Consider the following 20,196-nt stretch of genomic DNA (forward strand, 5'->3'; position numbering starts at 1 on the left):
AAATCACCCACGTAAGTTATATTTTGGTAATAAAAAAGCCGCATATAGCGGCTTTAGTTTGGTGAATTTAAGCGGGTGTTACTTTTTCTTACGGGCGATTTTACTCGCTTTCTTTGCCGCTTCTTTCTTGCTCGTTTTCTTCGCAGCTTCTTTCGCTTTCACTTTGGCTTTTTTCTTACCCGGTGTGCGCGCTTCTTTATTCTTTGGACGCAGCTCTTCGATCACGCGGCGTTTCAACGGTTGCTCGATATAACGTTCGATTTTACCGACGATACGCATGTCGTGGGCTTCGGCAAGCGAAATCGCGGTACCTTTTGCGCCAGCGCGGCCAGTACGGCCAATGCGGTGGATATAAGTGTCGGCAGAACGTGGCATATCGAAGTTGATCACATGGGTGATATCGTCGATATCGATACCGCGTGCAGCCACATCGGTCGCCAACAAGACATTGACTTCACCTTTAGTAAAGCGACTCAAGGCTTGGAAGCGTTTCTTCTGTTCCATATCGCCACGCATAAAGGCGCAGGGAATACCGACTTTAAGTAACTGGCCTTCTAGGCTAGAAACGATGTCGCGGGTTTTCACAAATACGATAGTCCGTTTGACATCCTCTTGGCGTAGCAGATGACACAACAGCGCAAATTTATGCTCTTTATCATCGGCTAAGTGGATCCATTGGTGGATCTTGGCTTTTTCACTGCGAGGGGCTTCAACATCGATTTCAATCGGGTCGTTTAACACTTCACGGGCAAAACGTTGTACACCGCCGCCTTCTAAGGTGGCAGAAAACAGCATGTTCTGTTTGCGGCCTTGGGCCTCAATAGCAATGGCTTGCACCACAGAAGAGAAGCCCATGTCTAACATGCGATCGGCTTCGTCGATAATTAAGATATCGACTTCTTGGGCATTGAAATTGCCTTTGTCTAAATATTCCATCAGGCGGCCTGGGGTCGCGACCAGAATATCGACGTTGCCTGCTAAGGCCTCTTCCTGTGGTCTATAAGGAACGCCACCAGTAACGATAGCAATATCTAAACCTTGGCCCGTGGCTAGGTGACTCGCATAACGGTGGATTTGGCTAGCTAACTCACGGGTTGGCGTGAGGATTAGCACCCTTGCTTGTCCCGCAAAACGACGGGGGAAGTCGATCAAATGTTGTAGCGATGGCAGTAAAAAGCTCGCTGTTTTACCTGTTCCTGTCGGGGCGCGCGCAAGAATATCTCTTTGCTCTAGGGCGTAAGGAATCGTTTCTTGCTGAATCGTTGTGGGTGAATGATGCCCCATGGCATTAAGCGACTCTAATAAGCTAGGGTCAAGCTGGAAATCTTCAAATTGCATGCGCAGCGTCTCGACGGATAATAGCGAAGCATTATAAAGGTTATGGCGGTTAACTTAAATAACTTATCTAGATCTCCTGTGTTTATCTTCTGTGTCAGTAAAGTTTTATGGTAATTGGCATAAGTTAATTACTTTTAGGTCAATGTATTAGCATTTAATTTGTGGGAAATTGGAGCTTTCGTTAAATTTGCCAAACTTAGCTAGCTTTACTTAATGTGTCAGGATTGGACTCGATATCAGTATTTAAGGTAAAAATCTCGAACCAATTGCACCATGGTTTGTGTGTATTGGCCTGAACGTTCACGAATAGTGATATCACTGAGCTTTGGAGCCATTTGTGGATGAGTCTTGTGGGCGAGTACGCAGAGTACTCGATTAGCGCTTTTTCCTACAATGCTGATAAGGTTGGTTATTTCAATCAAATTGAGCTGAGAGTGCGTTAAGATTTCGTCGAAACGGGCCATACTCTGCATTGGTAATATGAGACTTGCCTTTCCTTGTGGTGCTAGGCACACATGAATGGCATCGAGTAGTGCGGTAAAGCTTAAGCTATCTGTGTGGCGGGCCATAGCGCGCTGGGATTGTATCGCTTGCGTGCCTTGCTCAAAATAGGGCGGATTACAAATTATGTGATCAAAATACTCTTGATACTCAGTTTGTTGGCAAAAGTCTTGGATGCTGCAATTAACTAAGGTCAGTCGATTAGCCCAAGGACTATTGTGGAAGTTATGTTGGCAAGCATGGGCGGCATTGGTGTCTAATTCGACACTGGTGATATGTGCTTGACTGCGCTGAGCTGCCATTAAACTGAGTAAGCCGCTGCCTGCGCCTATATCTAAGATTGATTTCGCGGTGGTCAGTTGTGCCCATGCCCCAAGGACGACGCTGTCTGTGCCTACGGCCATGCCGCAATTCATGTCATCGATATGAAATTGTTTAAAAGTGAATGCCATGGGGAGTTAATTTTGCCGTTCTAAAGTGATTTAGGCCCAATATTGGGCGCGCAATATTCTAATTCTAGCCCTCGTTTTTAGCTAATGTTTTTAAACAGTCGCATCTGTCCTAGCTGTATGAATTTGTGTCGCCAAATCATTTACTATTTTACGTGGTAATACTGATTTCACTTAATTAACGCTTTAATTTATTGCCTTAGAAACCTTTTATTAGCAGTTAATTAGCATTATTTCGCTTTTTTTGCCTGAACGGACTTGTTGTCTTGTATTGATGCTTTAAGTCTGGTATTAGTTTCGCCCCCATTTTTAATCACTTTTAAGATTAACGGATAGGTAAACGAGTTTGTTGGTGAATTAGTCGTCAGTTAGGCTACATAAACGTTCGCCATCGTTTATAAACTCGGCAGATATCGAACATATTTACCACGGAATTGTGTAAACATAGATTTGCACTCCGGATGGGCTTTGTTTTAGCTATGGCTAATCGACACATAATCACTTAAGTTTGTAAAAAAACAATAAGACAAGATGGGGCTTCCAGTGCAAGACAATCAGATGAGTATCGGAGATACATTAGGCTTAGGTTTTATGACCTTTGCGTTCTTTTTAGGTGCGGGAAACCTAATTTTTCCACCATTCGCGGGTATGTTAGCGGGCGAAAATATGCCCCTCGCCATGTTGGGTTTTTTGATTACCGCCGTAGGTTTACCTTTAGTTGGACTGATTGCTGTCGCTAAGGCTCAAGGTAAGGTTATGGCTATGCTGCCAGTATTTGCAGCAACGACATTGGCTGTCGCGATTTACATTATTATCGGCCCTGCTTTTGCTGCGCCGCGTACGGGATTAGTGGCTTACGAGATTGGCGCTAAGCCATTTATCGATGACACCACGGCAACGTTTTTGCTGGGCAGTTTAGAATTAAACCTGACGCAACTGCTATACACATTAGGTTTCTTCGCTGTCACTATGTTGCTGGCGCTTTTCCCTGGTAAGTTGCTCGATAGCGTAGGTAAAGTATTAACGCCTATTTTATTGATTTTGTTGGTCGGATTAGCCGTTTCAGTGCTGTTTTTACCTGCATCCGAAGTGGGCCAAGCAGTGGGGGATTACCAACAGCATCCGCTGACCAAAGGTATTTTGGAAGGCTATAACACTATGGATACGTTAGCATCCTTGATGTTTGGTATGTTGATTATTGATATCCTGCGTAAAAAGGGCATTGACCAACCCAGTGATCAAACTAAGTATCTAATCCGTGCAGCCTTTATTGCCGCCACTGGTTTAACTTTTGTGTATGTGTCCTTGTTCTTTTTAGGTGCAACCGCCGGCGATATCGCTATCGGCACTAAAAATGGCGGCGAAATATTAACAAATTACGTGACCCGCGAGTTTGGGGAACTAGGCTCAGTCTTGTTGTCATCCGTCGTGACTTTAGCTTGTTTAACCACTGCGGTTGGGCTAGTGAGTGCGTGTTCTGAGTTCTTTAATGAGCTGATGCCTAAACTGCCTTACCGTTTCCTCGTGATCTTTTTAAGCTTGATATGCGCAGTGATTGCGAACGTGGGCCTAAGTCAGTTGATTGCTATTAGTATTCCCGTATTAATGACGATTTATCCTGTGGCTATTGCTCTTGTGGTTGTGACTTTCCTGACCGCTTATTTTGCGAATCCACAGTTTGCACATCGTGCAGTACTGAGCGTGGCACTGTTTTTCGGCATCTTCGATGGTCTTAAAGTGGCAGCGAAAAGTTTGACTGACGCTGATGGTCAAGCCATGAATGGCTTAGCACAGGTTTTTATCCATATAGTGAATGTTATGTCTCCAGTGTTATCTAAGCTGCCACTCTATGAAGAAGGTATGGCTTGGTTATTGCCGACCATTGCGACGATTGCACTGTGTTTAGTATTCGGTCGTGGCCGTGGTCAAACGGCTGCAGCCTAGGCTTTGCATTCTAGTTCTCGTCTTTATGCTTAACTCAGTTAAGCTTATGCAGGCTTAGACATATTTAAATTAATATCAACGGCGTATCATTTGATTACGCCGTTTTTTTATGGAGTATTTGTGCCTAAAACCTATATGCCAGATCCACTTATCGATGCTTTTCTTGATGATCTTTGGTCAAGCAAGGGACTGAGTGATAACACGCTATCGGCCTATCGTACCGATCTACGCCATTTTGATCGTTATCAAGGTCAGCAAGGAGTGACGTTACTCGCGGTTTCTCAGGCCGATGTTAGGGCATATCTGGCCTTTAGAGTTGAGCAGAATTTTGCGCGTACCAGTAGCGCTCGGCTGCTCAGCAGTTTACGGCGTTTCTATACTTATTTGGTGCAGACCAAGCAGATTTCAGCCGATCCTATGGCCTTAGTCGAGTCACCTAAGTTAACGCGCCATTTGCCGGATTCTCTGAGTGAGTCGCAGGTTGACCGTTTACTGTCTGAGCCCAATGTGGATGATGCCGTCGAATGCCGTGACAAGGCAATGCTAGAGCTTTTGTATGCAACTGGCCTCAGGGTGAGTGAACTTGTCGGCTTGACCATGGAGCAAATGAGTTTGCGCCAAGGCTTAGTACGTATTGTGGGCAAGGGTGGCAAAGAGCGTCTTGTGCCGCTGGGGGAATTGGCTATTACCGAAGTGGAGGGCTACATGAAATTTGCTCGCCAAGAGTTGCTCGGTAATAAACAATCTGATGTGGTATTTCCGTCGAAACGCGGGCAGATGATGACGCGGCAAACTTTTTGGCATCGGATTAAACTTTATGCTCTGCGTGCGGGGATTGAAATTGCATTATCACCGCACACTTTACGACATGCTTTTGCCACTCATTTGCTCAATCACGGTGCCGATCTGCGGGTTGTCCAACTGTTATTAGGTCACAGCGACTTATCGACCACGCAGATTTATACCCATGTCGCACGGGCAAGATTGCAGGAATTGCATCAACAGCATCATCCTAGAGGCTAAAAAAGGATTTAGTTACAGCATAAATTTGCTTTCCGCGCGGCTTGTCTGTAACTTTTTGCCCCTATACAGGGTCTATTGAATATCTCGAGTTAGAACGGCCCCAATATCTCGTTGTAGTGACACAATTTATAGGATGTCCCATGAAGTTGACCCCAGCATTATCATTAGTTTTTGCCCTCCTAGTTGCACCACTTGCCAGCGCTGCCACTGCGACGTCTCCCGATACCGCTGCGATTAAGCAAAAACTCGGTGAGATGTTAGATGTTGAAGTCATTTCTATGCAGGACTCACCAATTGAGGGCTTGTATCAAGCCATGACCAACCGCGGCGTGCTCTATATTAGCCGTGATGGTTCAAAACTATTCCACGGTAGTGTGTATGATATCGATAAGGGCATGAAAAACTTAACCGAAGCCGCATTAGCGGGTCCGCGTTTAGAAATGATGAAGCCGCTTGAAGAGAATATGCTTGTCTATAAAGCGAAAAACGAAAAACACGTGGTCACTGTATTTACCGATGTTAGCTGTGGTTATTGCCGTAAATTGCATAGCCAAATGTCTGACTACAATAAACTTGGTATTACAGTGCGTTACTTAGCCTTCCCGCGCGCGGGTGTGCCATCAGCTAATGCCGATGAGATGCAAGCTATCTGGTGTGCTAAAGATCCATTAAAAGCCATGACTGATGCTAAAGCGGGCAGCAAAGTTGCCGCGGCAACATGTGATGCTAAAATTGCCGAGCAATATGCGTTAGGTACAACCTTTGGTGTCAATGGTACGCCTGCAATCGTATTAGAAGATGGCAATATGATCCCTGGCTATCAACCGCCTGAAGACTTATTACGCACCTTAGAGGCACGTCAGTAACAGCCTAAAATGTAAAATTTATCCCACGAAAGGTGAGCTTAAGGCTCACCTTTTTGTTATCTTATTGCCACGATTTCATGAGAGTTTGAGTCCCTTGATCCATAAGATAGTCCGTCGCCCAACCGTTGATGATAGCCATTTACCCGCTCATCTTTCGCCGCTATTGAAACAGCTTTACGCTCGCCGTGGTGCGCTAACCCACGAATGCGAGCTTGTCCTTAAGGGTCTATTAAGACCTGAAACCATGAAAGGGTTGCCCGAAGCCGCGGCGCTTATCGCCGATGCAATGCAGGCGAATAAGTCGATTCTGATCGTGGGTGACTTTGACGCAGACGGCGCGACCTCAACCAGTGTGTGTATGTTGGCGCTGCGGATGATGGGCGCGGTGAAAGTCGATTATTTGATCCCCAATCGCTTCGATTACGGCTACGGCTTAAGCCCTGAAATTGTTGCGGTTGCGGCGTCTAAACAGGCTGAAATGCTGATCACTGTCGATAATGGTATTTCATCAATTGACGGTGTTGCGGCGGCCAAAGCCTTTGGTATGCAAGTGGTGATTACCGACCATCATTTACCCGGCCATGAGTTACCCGCTGCCGATGCGATAGTGAACCCTAACCAACCGGGCTGTCCATTTGCCAGTAAATCGATAGCGGGTGTCGGCGTGGCCTTTTATTTGATGACGGCATTAAGGGCTGAATTACGGACGCGAAACTGGTATCAAACCCATAGTATTGCTGAGCCTAATTTAGGCACATTACTCGATATCGTTGCCCTTGGCACCGTTGCCGATGTGGTGTCACTCGATGCCAATAATCGTATTTTGGTTGAAGCAGGTTTGCAGCGCGTGCGAGCCGGGCGTTGCCGTGTGGGGATTACTGCGTTGCTTGAAGTGGCGAAGCGAAATCCGGCGCGGATTGTCGCATCTGACTTTGGTTTTGCCGTGGGCCCAAGACTGAATGCCGCAGGCCGGTTGGATGAAATGGCACTTGGGGTTGAAACCTTACTCTGCGAAGACATGATGTATGCACGGCGCATGGCGGCAGAGCTTGACGGATTGAATCAAGAACGCCGTGAGCTGGAAGTCGGCATGCAGCAGGAAGCCTTAAAAAGCCTTGAGCACTTAAAGCTCAACGAAGCCGAGTTACCTTGGGGTATAGCGCTATTTCAAGAGGATTGGCATCAAGGCGTGATCGGGATTTTGGCCTCGCGCATTAAAGACAAATACCATAGACCCGTGATTGCCTTTGCCGATGCGGGCAATGGTGAAATTAAAGGCTCGGCGCGTTCGATCAAAGGCTTGCATATGCGCGACTTATTGGAGTTAGTGAACACTCGCCATCCGGGACTGATTATTAAATTTGGTGGTCATGCAATGGCGGCGGGTTTATCGCTCAAAGCGGGCAGTTTTGCGATATTTGCCAAAGCCTATGATGATGCGGTGCGTGAGCAGCTTAAACCTGAGTTGTTAACGGGCGAGCTTTGGTCCGATGGCGAACTCACTCCCGCAGAGTTGAATCTTGAAATGGCTCAGTTACTGCGTAATGCGGGACCTTGGGGACAAGCTTTCGAAGAGCCGTTATTCGATGGTTACTTTACGATAGTGCAACAACGTCTTGTCGGTGAGCGCCACCTTAAGCTCGTACTCGAAACCCAATGCGGCACTGTGATGCTCGATGCCATTGCCTTTAATGTGGATTTGCACACTTGGCCAGATGCGACGATTAATCATGCTCGTGTTGTGTATAAACTCGATGTGAATGAGTATCGCGGCAATTTTTCGCTGCAACTTATGGTTGAGCAAATCGAAGCTATGTAAGATGACAAGGAGTGAAGTTGAAATCATTATCCGATAAAAAAATCCGCCAGCTACTTAAGCGTTTTGCTTGGATATATGTTGTCTGCTTAAGCATACCGTTTATCTCAACCTTACTCACCACTAAGGCTCAGGGGCAAATGCTGCTTATGGGGATTTGGCCAGCAGCCTCCTTGTTTTACTTTCTCGCTTACCGTTATTTAGCTAAATCCTTTAAGTATGAAATCAATCGCCACTTAGCCTTTAGTTATCATGGCGGTGGTACTTTAGCGGGGGCTTTGTATTCGTTAGCTAAAGTGGTGTTATTAGCGATGGCATTTATGATATTTATGAGTGCCAAGAACACCTGAACTGACGTTAACGGAAAATTTCGGAGAAAGGAAAATGCAGCAGGAAACAGGATACAGAGTCAGTACAGATCAAGCTGAAATGAATCTTGAGGTTATCCATGGCTTTATTAGTAATAGTTATTGGGCGCAGGGCATGCCAAAGGCACTGCTACAAAAAGCGTTAGCCAATAGTCTGTGTTTTGGGGTATTTGATAAGGACAATCAACAAGTGGCTTTTGGTCGCTTAATCACAGATAAAGCCACTTTTGCCTATCTTGCCGATGTGTTTGTACTTGAGTCGCACCGCGGCTTAGGTTTAAGCAAGTTGATGATAACAGCAATTCTTGAACATCCTGAATTACAAGGTTTAAGACGGATAATGTTAGCCACCCGCGATGCCCATGGACTCTACGCCCAGTTTGGATTTAAAGCGGTCGACACCCCTGAAATGCTCATGCAAATTAGGCCTGCTAAGCCTTATCAATGCCTTAGTTAACATCAAAAAAATAGCCAGCAAATGCTGGCTATTTTTTTGCGTTAGCTTTGATGTCTGTTGACTAGTTAAGCTTTAAGCGGCTTTGGTCGCGGTGGTTTCTTCATCGCTGTGGCGAATTAAGTAATCAAATGCGCCCAGTGATGCGGTCGCGCCGCTGCCCATGGCAATGATAATTTGCTTGAAAGGTGAGTTAGTGACATCACCTGCGGCAAAAATACCTGGGACTGAGGTTTGGCCGCGCTCATCGACTATGATTTCGCCCCTTGGGGTTAAATCGATAGTGCCCTTTAACCATTCCGCATTCGGTACTAGCCCAATCTGCACGAAGATACCTGCAAGTGCGACATGGTGACTCTCGCCAGTGGCTCTGTCTGTGTAGTTCAGGCCATTAACCCGAGTACCATCGCCAGTCACTTCAGTGGTCATGGCTTGGGTAATGATTTTAATGTTACCCATAGAAGCCGCTTTACGTTGCAGTACATCGTCAGCGCGCAGGGTTTTATCAAATTCCAGCACAGTCACATGTTCTACTATGTTCGCAAGATCGATAGCCGCTTCGATACCTGAGTTACCGCCGCCGATCACCGCCACACGTTTGCCCTTAAATAACGGGCCATCACAATGTGGGCAGTATGCGACGCCTTTGCCACGGTATTCTTTCTCGCCCGGGACGTTCATTTCACGCCAGCGGGCACCTGTGGCTAACAATACGGTACGGCTACGTAATTTAGCACCGCTTGCCAGTTCAAGCTCGAATAAACCGTCAGTCGTCAATGACACGGCTTTTTGGTTGTCCATGATGTCAACTTCGTAGTCTCGTACATGGGCTTCAAGGTTTGCCACTAGTTTTGGACCTTCGGTCGCTTTGACCGAAATAAAGTTCTCGATACCGACGGTTTCAGCGACTTGTCCGCCAAACTTGTCGGCAACAATACCGGTGCGAAGTCCTTTACGTGCTGCATAAATGGCTGCTGCTGCGCCGGCTGGGCCGCCGCCGACGACTAAGACTTCGAATGGCGCTTTTTCATTAATTTCATCGGCCTTACGGCTTGCGGCATTGGTATCTAGTTTATTGAGGATCTCGCTAATGCTGATACGGCCGGCTGCAAACACTTCGCCATTTAAGTAGACAGAAGGCACCGCCATAATGTTTTTGCTGGTTACTTCTTCTTGGAACAGGGCACCGTCGATCATCACGTTGGTGATATTCGGGTTAATGGCCGCCATCATGTTCAGTGCCTGTACTACGTCTGGGCAGTTTTGGCAGGTCAGTGAGACGTAAGTTTCAAAGGCATATTTGCCTGGCAGATTGCGGATCTGCTCAATAATATCATCGCTGAGTTTGATTGGGTGTCCACCCGTGTGCAGTAATGCCAGCACGAGTGAGGTAAATTCGTGACCCATAGGCAGACCAGCAAAGCTGATTTGCGTATTAAGCTCTGGGTTAATCACTGTCATCGCCGGGGTGCGTTCGCCCTGAACTTCTTTCAGGCTCACCAGAGAACATAGGCTGACAATGTCTTGCGCTAAGCTTTTTAATTCTTGAGACTTTCTACTCTCATCTGCAGACACGACAAGTTCAACTGGTCTCTTGAGGTTTTGCAGATAGGTTTGCAGTTGATTTTTTAAATTCGCATCTAACATGTGATGACTCCAAAATCGCTTAAAAGGGAGAAAAGGGGGCCAGTCTAGGCCCTTGCAGGGGCGGGCTTAATCCTTTGCTGCGTGGCGCTACAACTGTGTTGGCTGTAACGCCAATCAGCTTGGGACGCTAGACTGGCGGGGTTGACGCTTTGCAGGCTAAATTAGATTTTGCCAACGAGGTCTAAAGACGGTGCTAATGTTTCGTCACCTGGTTGCCATTTAGCTGGGCAAACTTCGCCATCGTGAGTAGCAACATATTGAGCTGCTTGAATTTTACGAACTAGCTCTTGAGCGCTACGGCCGATGCCTAAATCGTGAACTTCGCTGACCTTGATTTGGCCTTCTGGGTTAATCACGAAAGTACCACGTAGTGCTAAACCGTCTTCTTCAATCATCACGCCGAAGTTACGGCTGATAGTGCCTGTTGGGTCAGCCAGCATTGGGAAGTTGATCTTCTTGATGGTGTCTGACGTGTCATGCCATGCTTTGTGAGTGAAGTGAGTGTCAGTTGATACTGAGTAAACTTCAACACCCATTCCTTGCAGTTTTTCGTAGTGATCAGCCATGTCGCCTAATTCAGTTGGGCAAACAAAGGTAAAATCTGCTGGGTAGAAGAAGACAACAGACCATTTACCTAACAGGTCTTGTTCAGTTACTGGAACGAACTCACCATTGTGGAATGCAGTGGCTTTGAATGGTTTGATTGTGCTGTTGATAATTGATTGAGTCATTTTATGCTTCCATTTAGTTGATGATGGCTTAAGTTCATAACGAGGACATTTGCTTGCGTCCTGTCGATGTGAAGCATATTACCGACTCGATTAAAATTAAGATAACGGATAAAAACTATTATCTTAATCGGTTTAGTAGAATGATGATGCGATTAGGTCGGACTCAATCGGTTTTTCTGCGACTGCTGCGGGTTTGGCGTGATTGGGTGTAGTTTGGATTTAGCCGGCTGGTCTTTGGTCTTTGGTGATTGAGATAAGATAAATTTCGAGCATAAAAAAGGGATATCAATGATATCCCTTAAAGTGTAAATACAATTAAAACAAGATACTGAGGTTCTAGGTTCTAGGTTCTAGGTTCTAGGTTCTAGGTTCTAGGTTCTCGGTTCTCGGTTCTAGTTCTGTGCTTTGGGTTGAGTTAACCAAGTGCTGAGTAAGCGCACGCCGTAACCTGTTGCCCCCGCAGGCACAACAGCGGTATCGGTGGCGGTTAAGGCATTACCCGCGATATCGATATGTGCCCAAGGCTGTTCGCCCGCAAAGCGTTTTAAGAACATGGCCGCAGAGGAAGCGCCTGCGCTGCCTTCTTTACCTGTGTTTGTGAGATCCGCGATAGTGGATTTAAGCTCATCCGCATAGGCTTGATCTAACGGTAAGCGCCAGACCTTTTCGCCAACCTGTTGACCTGCATAAGTTAGCTGCTGCACTAAAGGCTCAGAATCGGTAAACAAGCCTGCGTAAACATTGCCTAACGCACTCACTTTTGAGCCAGTCAGTGTCGCAACATCGATAATCACAGATGGCTTATAATTTTCTCTGGCATACCAGAGGCCATCGGCCAGCACTAGGCGACCTTCGGCATCGGTATTGAGCACTTCAACGGTGAGACCTTGGGCGGTTTTAATCACATCACCTGGGATCATTGCATGACCCGATACCATGTTCTCCGCCATGGGCATAATCGCCACTACGTTGACTGGCGCTTTTTGAATCGCCATGGCTTTAATAGTGCCAAGCACAGTGGCTGCACCCGCCATATCTGACTTCATCCGCGCGATTGAAGTACCTGTCGCCTTAATATTGTAACCACCCGAGTCGAAGGTGATGCCTTTACCGACCAGTGCGATTGGCGCGTCTTTGCTACCAGGCCAATGGGCGACCACTAACTTAGGTGGGCGCTCGCTGCCTTTACCTACAGCAGCTAAGGCGCCCAGTTGTAGACGTTCGATATCTTTGGCTTCTAATACCGTGACTTTAACGCCGAGGGATTTGAGTTTTCTGGCTTCGTTAGCAAAGCTGTCGGGATACATAATGTCTGCAGGTGCGTTTGTCAGATCGCGTGCTAAAAACACACCTGCTTCAACCGCTTGCAGATTTTTATGGTGTTTTTGGTTGCGACTTAAATCATCGACAGCGATTTGGTAATTCTTCTCGGCACGGGGGCTCGCTTTGAACTGAGTATAACGATAACTGCGTAGTTCAATTCCGTGGGCAAGCTCAGAGGCAAATAGCGGCGCGGCAGTTAAGCCTTGGGTGAGTACACGCACTGTGGCTTGGGGAACCGTATCGAGTTTAGCCGCAACATTGCCACCGATGGTATTAATGTCGCCGGGCGTTAAGTTTTTTGCATCGCCAATGCCGACCAGTAAGACCCGTTTAGCATCAATTTCGCTGGGTACCAAAATCTCGAGGATTTCCCCCCGTTTGCCGGAAAAAATATTATCCGCCGTTGCTAGGTTTAATTGATCTTGGGTCGACTGAGGTAAAAAGTCGATCCCATAGGTAGTGGAGTCAGCACTTTGGAATAGCACTAATGTATCTGAATTCAGTGAGCTACGAGTGTCAAAACTAAAACTTTCGGCGTTAGCATTGAGAGAGTTAAGGCACGCCAGAGCCATAACGCTTAACATCAATTTATTATTATTTTTCATGGTGACAGCTCATATCATGGAAGTGTGAGAAGAATATCAAAGCTCAGCCTTAGGGTTAACTAATTTACGCTATTTTGCTGATATTAGTATTAAATCCAAGGCCCAAAGCGTGTCAATGATCGATCAAGGGCAAAACCCAATTGTTGCGATAAAGATTGAGCACTACTTTTAAGGGCCGAGGTGCCTAAAAGCTGTGGCGATTGGCTCGCAAAAATCACCCAATTCCCGCCGCCTGTGAGACAAGCGTTCACATGGGCAAAGTGTTGTTGTAAGTCGGCTAACAACTCGCGATTTTGGCTATGTTCTTTCCAGCAGTTCAGCACTAAATATCCATTGGGTTTGATGAGGTTAGTGCACTGCTCAAGGAATATTGGCGAAAGCTGCCCTGTTTCAACGCCTTTGGCTGTGTAAATATCGGCAAAAATTACATCCACTTTTTTATGATCGCCAGCAGCTAAAAAAGCAATAGCATCATCATTGATAAGATTGAGCTTTTTACCTATCGGCAGCTGAAAATAGCGCTTAGCTAACTCAATCACCGCGGGGCGTAATTCCACCGCTGTTAACTTTATTGCCGCGTCGAAATTGCGCAGTGAGTGAATAATCGAGCCGCCGCCTAAACCTAAAACAATAGCGCTCTTAGGCTTACAAAACAGTAAAACCAACAACATGGCTTGCACATAAGTGTGCTGGGGAATATAGGGCGCCGCCTTGAGGATCTTACTCTGCTCATCGTTATCCCCAAAGGACAGGATCCGTGAGTCGTCGTAATCGATTACACGAATCGGGCCTAGTGCGTCTTGGGTTTCATGTAAGAGGGTCGAATCGGCCATATTGGATTAATTACTCGGTTTAGCTGTTTGGCTTGTTTGCACGGGCTATAACTGCTCGCGCAAAAAAGTTAGAATTCAGACAGTTTTAGTTAATTGAGCCGCTATTATGACAAATCAAATCCTGCTTGCCTGTATTTATCTTGCAGTGTTTATCTTTTTACAGCGCGCCTTAACCCATTGGGTTAGAAAACTCGCGCAAATGAAGCAAGTGAGTGTTGCACGGACCAGTTTAGTGACCCGTTTTATTTCCTATGTGATGTTTTTTATTACTCTGTCATTGATGGCGGTCTCGCTCGGATTGGGCTATCAGGATGTGTCGCTATTTGTGTCATCTGCCTTTGCAGTGATGGGCGTTGCATTGGTTGCTCAATGGTCGATATTGAGTAATTTAACCGCTGGCGTGCTGATCTTTTTCGTGTTTCCTTACCGTATCGGCGAGCGCATTCGGGTGGTTGATAAGGATGAAGATATTAGCGGCGTGATCATCGAAATCGCTTTATTCCATGTGCTTATTCACCGCGATAACGGTGATACCATCACTTATCCTAATAACCTCATGCTGCAAAAGGCAGTGTTAAAGCTGGCTGATCAAACCCCCTTAGCCGAACGTCAGGCGTTACTCGAAGGCAAAAAGAAGTTTGATCCTGAGTAGTTTGGATAGTTGCGCAGCGCTATATTGATTATCAAACTGTGCTGAGCGTTCGTGGGCGTGTCTGAGTCGTTTGGCAGGCTTATAGGGTCTATTAACCCATCGCGGTGTACGATGAGATGAATGAAATAGCTCTTGCCGTTCTAGCCATTCAACTCAGACTTAACCGATAGCGCTTGAGTACAAGATTATCAATAACCCAATACAGACCAGATAGGGATAACAATAAGGTCAGTATCCCCAGCAGCCAGCTAAAGGGGTTGTTAAAACTACCTTGATTGAGGTAATCCATAAAATGCAATTTGAACATTAAGTCGGCGATGTCTGTGTGGTCATTTTTATGGCCAACTAATTCGCCATTAACTGCATTGATATAAATCCGCGTCGACAGGTCATCATCCATACCTATTTGCCAAAGTGAATTGCACTGGGTTGGCCACTCGCTAATGGGGGCTGATATTTGCTTAACTTGGGTAATTTCCCCAGGCCCAGTATAACTTTCAAGCGCCAGTTGTTGGGCGCTTTGTTTATCAATGAGTAAGACATTGCCTGTGTAGGCATCAATCAAGGTTTGCTGCTGGCACTGGTGTGCATAGCGCTGCACCTTTGCATCGAGTACATAAACGGGCTTACCCGCGAGCGCCATTAATGTCAGGCTTTCTACCTGAGTATGCTTAGCCAGTAAGGGAGCGATATCCACGAGCTTTTGTGGATCAAACTCTTGCTTTTGCGGTGCAGGACTATGGCTAAGCTGGTACTCCATTCCCTTGAGTTCATCATGGGGCGTTAAATTGAAATAGACCCCAGTAACAAGCCAAAGTAGCAGTTGAATGCTGACTATGGCACCGAGCCAATAGTGGGCGATTTTGACCCAGCGTTTGAAGTGTTTACTTTGGAGCTTAGGTTTAAGTTTAAGATTCGGCATCATCTCAGATACTTCCTTCTACGCTGCCACAGTAAAACAAAGCCGGCTAACACAGCCACAATAGAGACGAGAGCCGTAGTCAGCAGCAGAAGATTGTCGATGGCTTCCCCTTCGTCGTAATCCATAATGTGCCATTTCCAAAAGAGATCGAATAAACGCCAATAGTCATGTCTGCGCGTGACTAACTCACCCGTTGTCGCTGACAGGTAAAGGCTTGTGGCAGCGCTATCGTTAAAATCCATTCTCCAAACGGGCAAGTATCGCGGCGCTAATTCCGCAGGGGCGATATCGGTGAGCAGGGTTGCACTAACAAGCTTAGCCTCGACGGCTAAAGACCCGTGATGCTGATAGTTTGAAGCGATTATTCGGGCTTGTTTCTCCGTTATCGAAGGCAATAACTCACCCGAATCTGCATTAACGAGAATGGATTTATCGCTCAGTTTAATTCGGTAGTATAGGGTATCAGTGACTGAGGTTAACGCGATTGCTTGAGCCTTAGGGAAACGTTCATAAACCGCTGCCATTGGGTAATGGATCTGGCTGGGATCGATATGCTTTATGTCTTGCACTTTAATATGATCGCCACGGATAAACCCAAGATCCATTAAGACAAAATAGCTGCCGGTGACTGACCAGATCCCAATCGGCAGTACCAGCAATAGCATCAACCATCGGTGCAGAAAGTGTGCCGATGAGACTCGTTTAAGTGTGTTAACCCGCTTCAAATTGATGACTCACCTTTTATTTAATTTAGCCAACTTGCTTAAGGGGATTGCCCCCTTAAGCCCAAAGCATTACAGAACCCATTTCATCCCGACATAGTAACGACGTCCCATTAGGTCGTACGTCATAGTGTTGGTATTCCCGTCGGTAAAGCTTTGATGATATGGCGCTGGTTTGTCGAACAGATTATCGATACCTGCCGTTAAGGCGATGTTGTTGTCCATTTGATAATGAACCTGTGCGTTATGGTAAGTGAGCGCATCAACTGAGTCACCTATCTCTGCGGCATTGGCATATTGATCATCCGCCGCGCCAATATACTGAATGTTGTAGCTAAAGCGCCAATTGTCATTGGTGATATCAAAATAGAGGTTTGAGCGCCATTTGGTGTAGCTACCATCATAACCTATGGTGCCTGCTCGAGACTCAACGGGGGCGCCGGCGTAGGTTTGCAGATCGTATTGATCTAAATAGCTCAGCTCCCAAGTCGTATTCGTCACCAAGCCTGCCATCTCTTTCTGGTAAAACATCGCCATATCAACACCTGAAACCACTTCGTTGGCGGCGTTGCCCAGTTGTGTTTGTAAATAGGTGATGTTGCCTGTCATTGCGTCTCGCACAAAATGTTCGTCGCTACAGAAAGGATGTGTCATCCCTTTGCTGTCGTAACAGGCGGCTAATTTGCTCGAACCATTGACTGAGTTAATGGCGTTATCAATCTCAATTTTGTAGTAATCGAGCGTGATATTGAGCCCTTCAATAAACCCCAAATCCCAAACAATACCCGCAGTAAAGGTATTGGCTTCTTCTGGTTCAAGTTCAGCATTGCCACCACGGTCGGTTAATATTGTGCCTTCTTGTTTATAATTCGTTGGCACGTTTGATGCCATACAATTAGCGTATCGATTCGAGCTAGGGTCGAGCTTGGCCCACTCGCTACAAGGATCTGTGGTATTCATGGAACCTTGATCTATGCCGCCAAACAACTCAGGAATATTAGGTACTCTGAATGCCGTGGATTGCGTGGCCCGCAGCGTCACTGCGTCATTGACGACCCACAGTAGCCCAATTTTATAATTGGTATCGCCACCGAAGGTATCAAAATAGGAATATCGCAACGCCGCAGTTAATTCGACCGACTTGGCAAAGGGCAGGCCGCTTAAAATAGGTAACAAGGTTTCAAGATAGATTTCGTCGGCAGTGTAACGACCATCAATCGGATCTTGCTGGGCAGTGTTTGCTTCACCACTGATTTTAAGTGGGTCTGGATCATTCCATCCTTTCTCGTTTCTGTGCTCTAGTCCTGCGGCAAAACTCATCATGCCCGCGGGTAACTGCCATAGATCGCCTGTGATATTCGTTGTGAGGCTAAACTGCTCATTACCGCCGCTATCACGCATGTTAAACAGAAAATAGTCCAGCATTGCAGGTGTGAGTGAGCCAGCTCCCCAAAAGTTTGCGCAAGGTACATTGGGATCAATATTACAATTGCTATAGTCTGTCGCGTCGGCAAGACGAACCTTATTAATGACATTGGTCACTTCATAGGAACCACGATTACTGCCGAAGTTAACGGCAGCATCCCATTGCCAACCGTTGTCTAAATCACCTCTAAAACCTGTCACTAAGCGCCAAGTATCCGCTTGAATATTAAATTGTCGGGGAGCTTCTGCCAGTCTGCGACTCTGGAGAAGGAAGTCTGCATCGGTCGGATTTGATTCATGCCAAGCAGGGATCACGATACCTGACACCGATTGCGGAGTAGCGGGTAATTGTGAGCTACGGTGAGTGTACATAGCCTCAGCAAACACTTGGCTGCTCGCCGTTAAGTCATATTCACCGTAGGCAAACAGATTGACTCGCTCGTTAGGTTGAACCGCATTAAAATACTGATAAGTATTATCCTTATGGCTACTGGTGTAAGGGGCACTTCCTGTTGGCAATAGCATTAATTCATTGCCGATTTGATTGCCATTTGCATCAATGAAATGGCCTCTGCCTCCCGGCAGCGCCGAGCTACCGCCACACACTAGCTCACCATTCACTTCCTCAAGCGGACAAGGTGCGCGACTCAGCATATCGACGGCTTGGGTTTTATCGTAACTCATCGCCACATATGCACTGCCACGCTCACCTATATGACCGAGGGCAAGGTCGAGCTTGTACTGTTCACCATCATTTTGCTCGGTTATGCCCGTTCTCGCTTGAAATTCAACCCCTTCGATTTGTTGCCGAGTGATGATATTGACCACGCCAGCAACCGCATCTGCACCATAAATGGCGGATGCACCATCTTTTAATACCTCGATTCGTTCAACCACGCTAATGGGAATAGTATTAAGATCCACGGAGGAGTTTGCCCCTGTGCCACTGTTCACCATACGTCGACCATTGAGCAGTACGAGTGTGCGATTTACCCCTAATCCGCGCAGGTTAACTTGGGTTGAACCATAGCCCCCCTCAGTCCAATAGGCATTCGTTTGATTACCCGCAAACCCCGCAGAAGCCGTCATTCTTTGCAGCAATACTTCAACTGAGGTGGCACCGGTTTTCTCGATATCTTGCGCGGTAAAAACGGTCATCGGCGCTGTGGAAGCCATCTCTTCCCTTTGAATTCGGCTCCCTGTAATGGCAATCCTTTCGATAGCAGTGGGAGTCGATAATTGAGGTTTAATTGCAGATGCTGGAAACATTGCTTCAGTTTCGGCTTCGGCTGCTATCCCTGAAAAAGTGGCCATACTTGTTAGGGATATTGCAATTGAAGTCATTACTGCAGAGCGGGACATAATAAGCCTATGAAAGGTTTGTTTAAATAATGAGATGTTTTATAAAGGATTAAGCTGATATCTCAATAAAAACTCAACGACCTGCGACACTGTGTCACACCCCTAATACGCGGTTTATAATAAAGTGCTGATATAATCGACACTTTTGATATGGAAAAATAAAATTACGCTTGTTTCTGCTTATTTCCACTATCTCTATATTTCCACTAAGTGATAAATCACCAATGACTAAGGGTTTGGAAGTTCAACCATGTGGGCCCGCTGCATAGTTTTTTGTTTTACAGATATGATGATTCGGCATTGCATAAATTGGAGGATGAGAGCATGCAAGCGGAAGTACAGAACAAGTTTGAAGGCTATTCTGCGCATATAGCGCCCTTGCTATTGCGGATTCGAATTTTGATTTTTTCGATTGCCGAAGTGCAGGATTTAGGTGCGGTGGAAGAGAGCTTAAAATGGGAGCACAGTGAGATTTGACTGGAAGCCTAAATATCCCGAACAATATTACCTATTCTTTAATTGTAAAACTCAGCTGGTTGATACATTTCGAGAGCTCTATTCAGACATACTGCAGTTTGAAGGGAATCGAGCCATAGTGTTGAATATCCATGATCCCTTGCCAGAATCCGCAATTTCCAATGTATTGAATTATCTTTGAATGCAAAAGTATCAAATATCTACCTTTACTAGGCGCTTAGTTTAATTAAATAAAAAGATGATGAATCACTAAAACTATAATGTTAGTTTTAGTGATTCACTTGATTCGAACAATTCTGAACTTAGATCATTAGGTGTATTTTAGATAATTACTGAACGCTATTTTAACGAGGCGATAAAGGCTTCAGACTTTTGGCGGTAGGATTCTTCAAATGCAATGATAGCAGCTATGATGCCAGAGCCCAAAAGCACTTGTAGAGAGGGGATAAGAGTAGCTATACCCATTGTCGACCAAAAGTTAAGGCTAAATCCTGAAGGATCCCCTCATAAATCAGCCATAGCATAGCCATATTTGAGCAACTGATTGGCGAATAATACCCAGGCCGCCAGCAATTCTTTCTCCGTGATTTGATAATCAGGCCGCCTGAGTACCTCCAATCCCAAGCGAATCGTTGAGAGTACCGTTCGATGCCCAATGGTATTGGCCTGAAAATGCTTATCCCAGCCCTGTTGCTGTGCGTGTAAACCAACTAGCCACAACAGGCATTGAACCATCAA

Annotated in this window: 17 protein-coding genes and 1 pseudogene; 8 read left to right on the forward strand and 10 right to left on the reverse strand. The window is 46.1% G+C overall.

The window, feature by feature from the left end; translation table 11 throughout:
* Positions 1–78: 78 nt before the first annotated feature.
* Entirely contained in the window at positions 79–1,338 is a 1,260-nt protein-coding gene (gene srmB / locus L5M18_RS09585; RefSeq protein WP_263196722.1) for an ATP-dependent RNA helicase SrmB, read from the reverse strand.
* A gap of 236 nt (positions 1,339–1,574) precedes the next feature.
* A complete protein-coding gene (locus tag L5M18_RS09590) occupies positions 1,575–2,291 on the reverse strand; it encodes a tRNA1(Val) (adenine(37)-N6)-methyltransferase (protein ID WP_263196724.1) in 717 nt (238 codons plus the stop codon).
* A gap of 528 nt (positions 2,292–2,819) precedes the next feature.
* Between L5M18_RS09590 and brnQ the strand changes: the two genes are divergently transcribed.
* From brnQ to L5M18_RS09620, 6 genes are all read left to right on the forward strand, one after another.
* Positions 2,820–4,232, forward strand: a complete 1,413-nt coding sequence (brnQ, locus tag L5M18_RS09595; protein WP_263196726.1) for a branched-chain amino acid transport system II carrier protein — start codon at positions 2,820–2,822, stop codon at positions 4,230–4,232.
* A 120-nt stretch (positions 4,233–4,352) separates the two neighbouring features.
* Positions 4,353–5,255, forward strand: coding sequence for a site-specific tyrosine recombinase XerD (gene xerD, locus L5M18_RS09600; protein WP_263196728.1), 903 nt, complete (start codon positions 4,353–4,355; stop codon positions 5,253–5,255).
* 140 nt (positions 5,256–5,395) lie between these two features.
* Positions 5,396–6,121: a bifunctional protein-disulfide isomerase/oxidoreductase DsbC gene (dsbC, locus tag L5M18_RS09605; RefSeq protein ID WP_105250085.1), complete on the forward strand. Its 726-nt coding sequence runs from the start codon at positions 5,396–5,398 to the stop codon at positions 6,119–6,121.
* A 94-nt stretch (positions 6,122–6,215) separates the two neighbouring features.
* The gene (gene recJ, locus L5M18_RS09610) at positions 6,216–7,940 is read left to right on the forward strand and encodes a single-stranded-DNA-specific exonuclease RecJ (protein ID WP_263196730.1); all 1,725 of its coding nucleotides are present in this window, start codon (positions 6,216–6,218) and stop codon (positions 7,938–7,940) included.
* 11 nt (positions 7,941–7,951) lie between these two features.
* The gene (locus L5M18_RS09615; RefSeq protein WP_263196732.1) at positions 7,952–8,287 is read left to right on the forward strand and encodes a hypothetical protein; all 336 of its coding nucleotides are present in this window, start codon (positions 7,952–7,954) and stop codon (positions 8,285–8,287) included.
* Between the two features lie 34 nt (positions 8,288–8,321).
* Entirely contained in the window at positions 8,322–8,762 is a 441-nt protein-coding gene (locus L5M18_RS09620; protein ID WP_113939821.1) for a GNAT family N-acetyltransferase, read from the forward strand.
* Between the two features lie 72 nt (positions 8,763–8,834).
* Here the strand turns inward: L5M18_RS09620 and ahpF are convergent, their stop codons facing one another.
* The 4 genes from ahpF to L5M18_RS09640 form a co-directional block, all read right to left on the reverse strand.
* A complete protein-coding gene (ahpF, locus tag L5M18_RS09625) occupies positions 8,835–10,406 on the reverse strand; it encodes an alkyl hydroperoxide reductase subunit F (RefSeq protein WP_263196734.1) in 1,572 nt (523 codons plus the stop codon).
* Between the two features lie 161 nt (positions 10,407–10,567).
* Positions 10,568–11,137: an alkyl hydroperoxide reductase subunit C gene (ahpC, locus tag L5M18_RS09630; RefSeq protein WP_105250080.1), complete on the reverse strand. Its 570-nt coding sequence runs from the start codon at positions 11,135–11,137 to the stop codon at positions 10,568–10,570.
* A gap of 392 nt (positions 11,138–11,529) precedes the next feature.
* Complete coding sequence (locus L5M18_RS09635) at positions 11,530–13,065, reverse strand: leucyl aminopeptidase (RefSeq protein WP_198573862.1); 1,536 nt, start codon at positions 13,063–13,065, stop codon at positions 11,530–11,532.
* 89 nt (positions 13,066–13,154) lie between these two features.
* The gene (locus tag L5M18_RS09640; RefSeq protein WP_168824883.1) at positions 13,155–13,898 is read right to left on the reverse strand and encodes a spermidine synthase; all 744 of its coding nucleotides are present in this window, start codon (positions 13,896–13,898) and stop codon (positions 13,155–13,157) included.
* Between the two features lie 106 nt (positions 13,899–14,004).
* Here L5M18_RS09640 and L5M18_RS09645 point away from each other — a divergent pair, with 106 nt between their 5' ends.
* On the forward strand, positions 14,005–14,550 hold the full coding sequence (locus L5M18_RS09645; RefSeq protein ID WP_106651494.1) for a mechanosensitive ion channel family protein: 546 nt from the start codon (positions 14,005–14,007) through the stop codon (positions 14,548–14,550).
* A 148-nt stretch (positions 14,551–14,698) separates the two neighbouring features.
* Here L5M18_RS09645 and L5M18_RS09650 read toward each other — a convergent pair whose 3' ends face one another.
* The 3 genes from L5M18_RS09650 to L5M18_RS09660 form a co-directional block, all read right to left on the reverse strand.
* Positions 14,699–15,475, reverse strand: a complete 777-nt coding sequence (locus L5M18_RS09650; protein WP_263196736.1) for a PepSY domain-containing protein — start codon at positions 15,473–15,475, stop codon at positions 14,699–14,701.
* Entirely contained in the window at positions 15,472–16,137 is a 666-nt protein-coding gene (locus L5M18_RS09655) for a peptidase (protein ID WP_317629893.1), read from the reverse strand. The genes L5M18_RS09650 and L5M18_RS09655 overlap by 4 nt, the downstream gene beginning before the upstream one ends.
* Positions 16,138–16,266: 129 nt before the next feature.
* Positions 16,267–18,981, reverse strand: coding sequence for a TonB-dependent receptor (locus tag L5M18_RS09660; protein WP_263196739.1), 2,715 nt, complete (start codon positions 18,979–18,981; stop codon positions 16,267–16,269).
* 324 nt (positions 18,982–19,305) lie between these two features.
* Between L5M18_RS09660 and L5M18_RS09665 the strand changes: the two genes are divergently transcribed.
* Entirely contained in the window at positions 19,306–19,458 is a 153-nt protein-coding gene (locus L5M18_RS09665; protein ID WP_263196741.1) for a hypothetical protein, read from the forward strand.
* 504 nt (positions 19,459–19,962) lie between these two features.
* Here the strand turns inward: L5M18_RS09665 and L5M18_RS09670 are convergent.
* Positions 19,963–20,196, reverse strand: a pseudogene (locus tag L5M18_RS09670) (IS4 family transposase); the annotation flags it as partial.

The sequence above is a fragment of the Shewanella sp. SM20 genome (assembly GCF_025654545.1).
Lineage (GTDB): Bacteria > Pseudomonadota > Gammaproteobacteria > Enterobacterales > Shewanellaceae > Shewanella > Shewanella oncorhynchi.

Excerpts from the sequence above, each read along its gene's own strand:
- srmB (WP_263196722.1), bottom strand. The coding sequence starts at position 1,338 with ATGCAATTTGAAGATTTCCAGCTTGACCCTAGCTTATTAGAGTCGCTT.
- L5M18_RS09590 (WP_263196724.1), bottom strand. The coding sequence starts at position 2,291 with ATGGCATTCACTTTTAAACAATTTCATATCGATGACATGAATTGCGGC.
- brnQ (WP_263196726.1), top strand. The coding sequence starts at position 2,820 with ATGGGGCTTCCAGTGCAAGACAATCAGATGAGTATCGGAGATACATTA.
- dsbC (WP_105250085.1), top strand. The coding sequence starts at position 5,396 with ATGAAGTTGACCCCAGCATTATCATTAGTTTTTGCCCTCCTAGTTGCA.
- L5M18_RS09620 (WP_113939821.1), top strand. The coding sequence starts at position 8,322 with ATGCAGCAGGAAACAGGATACAGAGTCAGTACAGATCAAGCTGAAATG.
- ahpF (WP_263196734.1), bottom strand. The coding sequence starts at position 10,406 with ATGTTAGATGCGAATTTAAAAAATCAACTGCAAACCTATCTGCAAAAC.
- ahpC (WP_105250080.1), bottom strand. The coding sequence starts at position 11,137 with ATGACTCAATCAATTATCAACAGCACAATCAAACCATTCAAAGCCACT.
- L5M18_RS09635 (WP_198573862.1), bottom strand. The coding sequence starts at position 13,065 with ATGAAAAATAATAATAAATTGATGTTAAGCGTTATGGCTCTGGCGTGC.
- L5M18_RS09640 (WP_168824883.1), bottom strand. The coding sequence starts at position 13,898 with ATGGCCGATTCGACCCTCTTACATGAAACCCAAGACGCACTAGGCCCG.
- L5M18_RS09645 (WP_106651494.1), top strand. The coding sequence starts at position 14,005 with ATGACAAATCAAATCCTGCTTGCCTGTATTTATCTTGCAGTGTTTATC.
- L5M18_RS09650 (WP_263196736.1), bottom strand. The coding sequence starts at position 15,475 with ATGATGCCGAATCTTAAACTTAAACCTAAGCTCCAAAGTAAACACTTC.
- L5M18_RS09655 (WP_317629893.1), bottom strand. The coding sequence starts at position 16,137 with ATGCTATTGCTGGTACTGCCGATTGGGATCTGGTCAGTCACCGGCAGC.
- L5M18_RS09660 (WP_263196739.1), bottom strand. The coding sequence starts at position 18,981 with ATGTCCCGCTCTGCAGTAATGACTTCAATTGCAATATCCCTAACAAGT.
- L5M18_RS09665 (WP_263196741.1), top strand. The coding sequence starts at position 19,306 with ATGCAAGCGGAAGTACAGAACAAGTTTGAAGGCTATTCTGCGCATATA.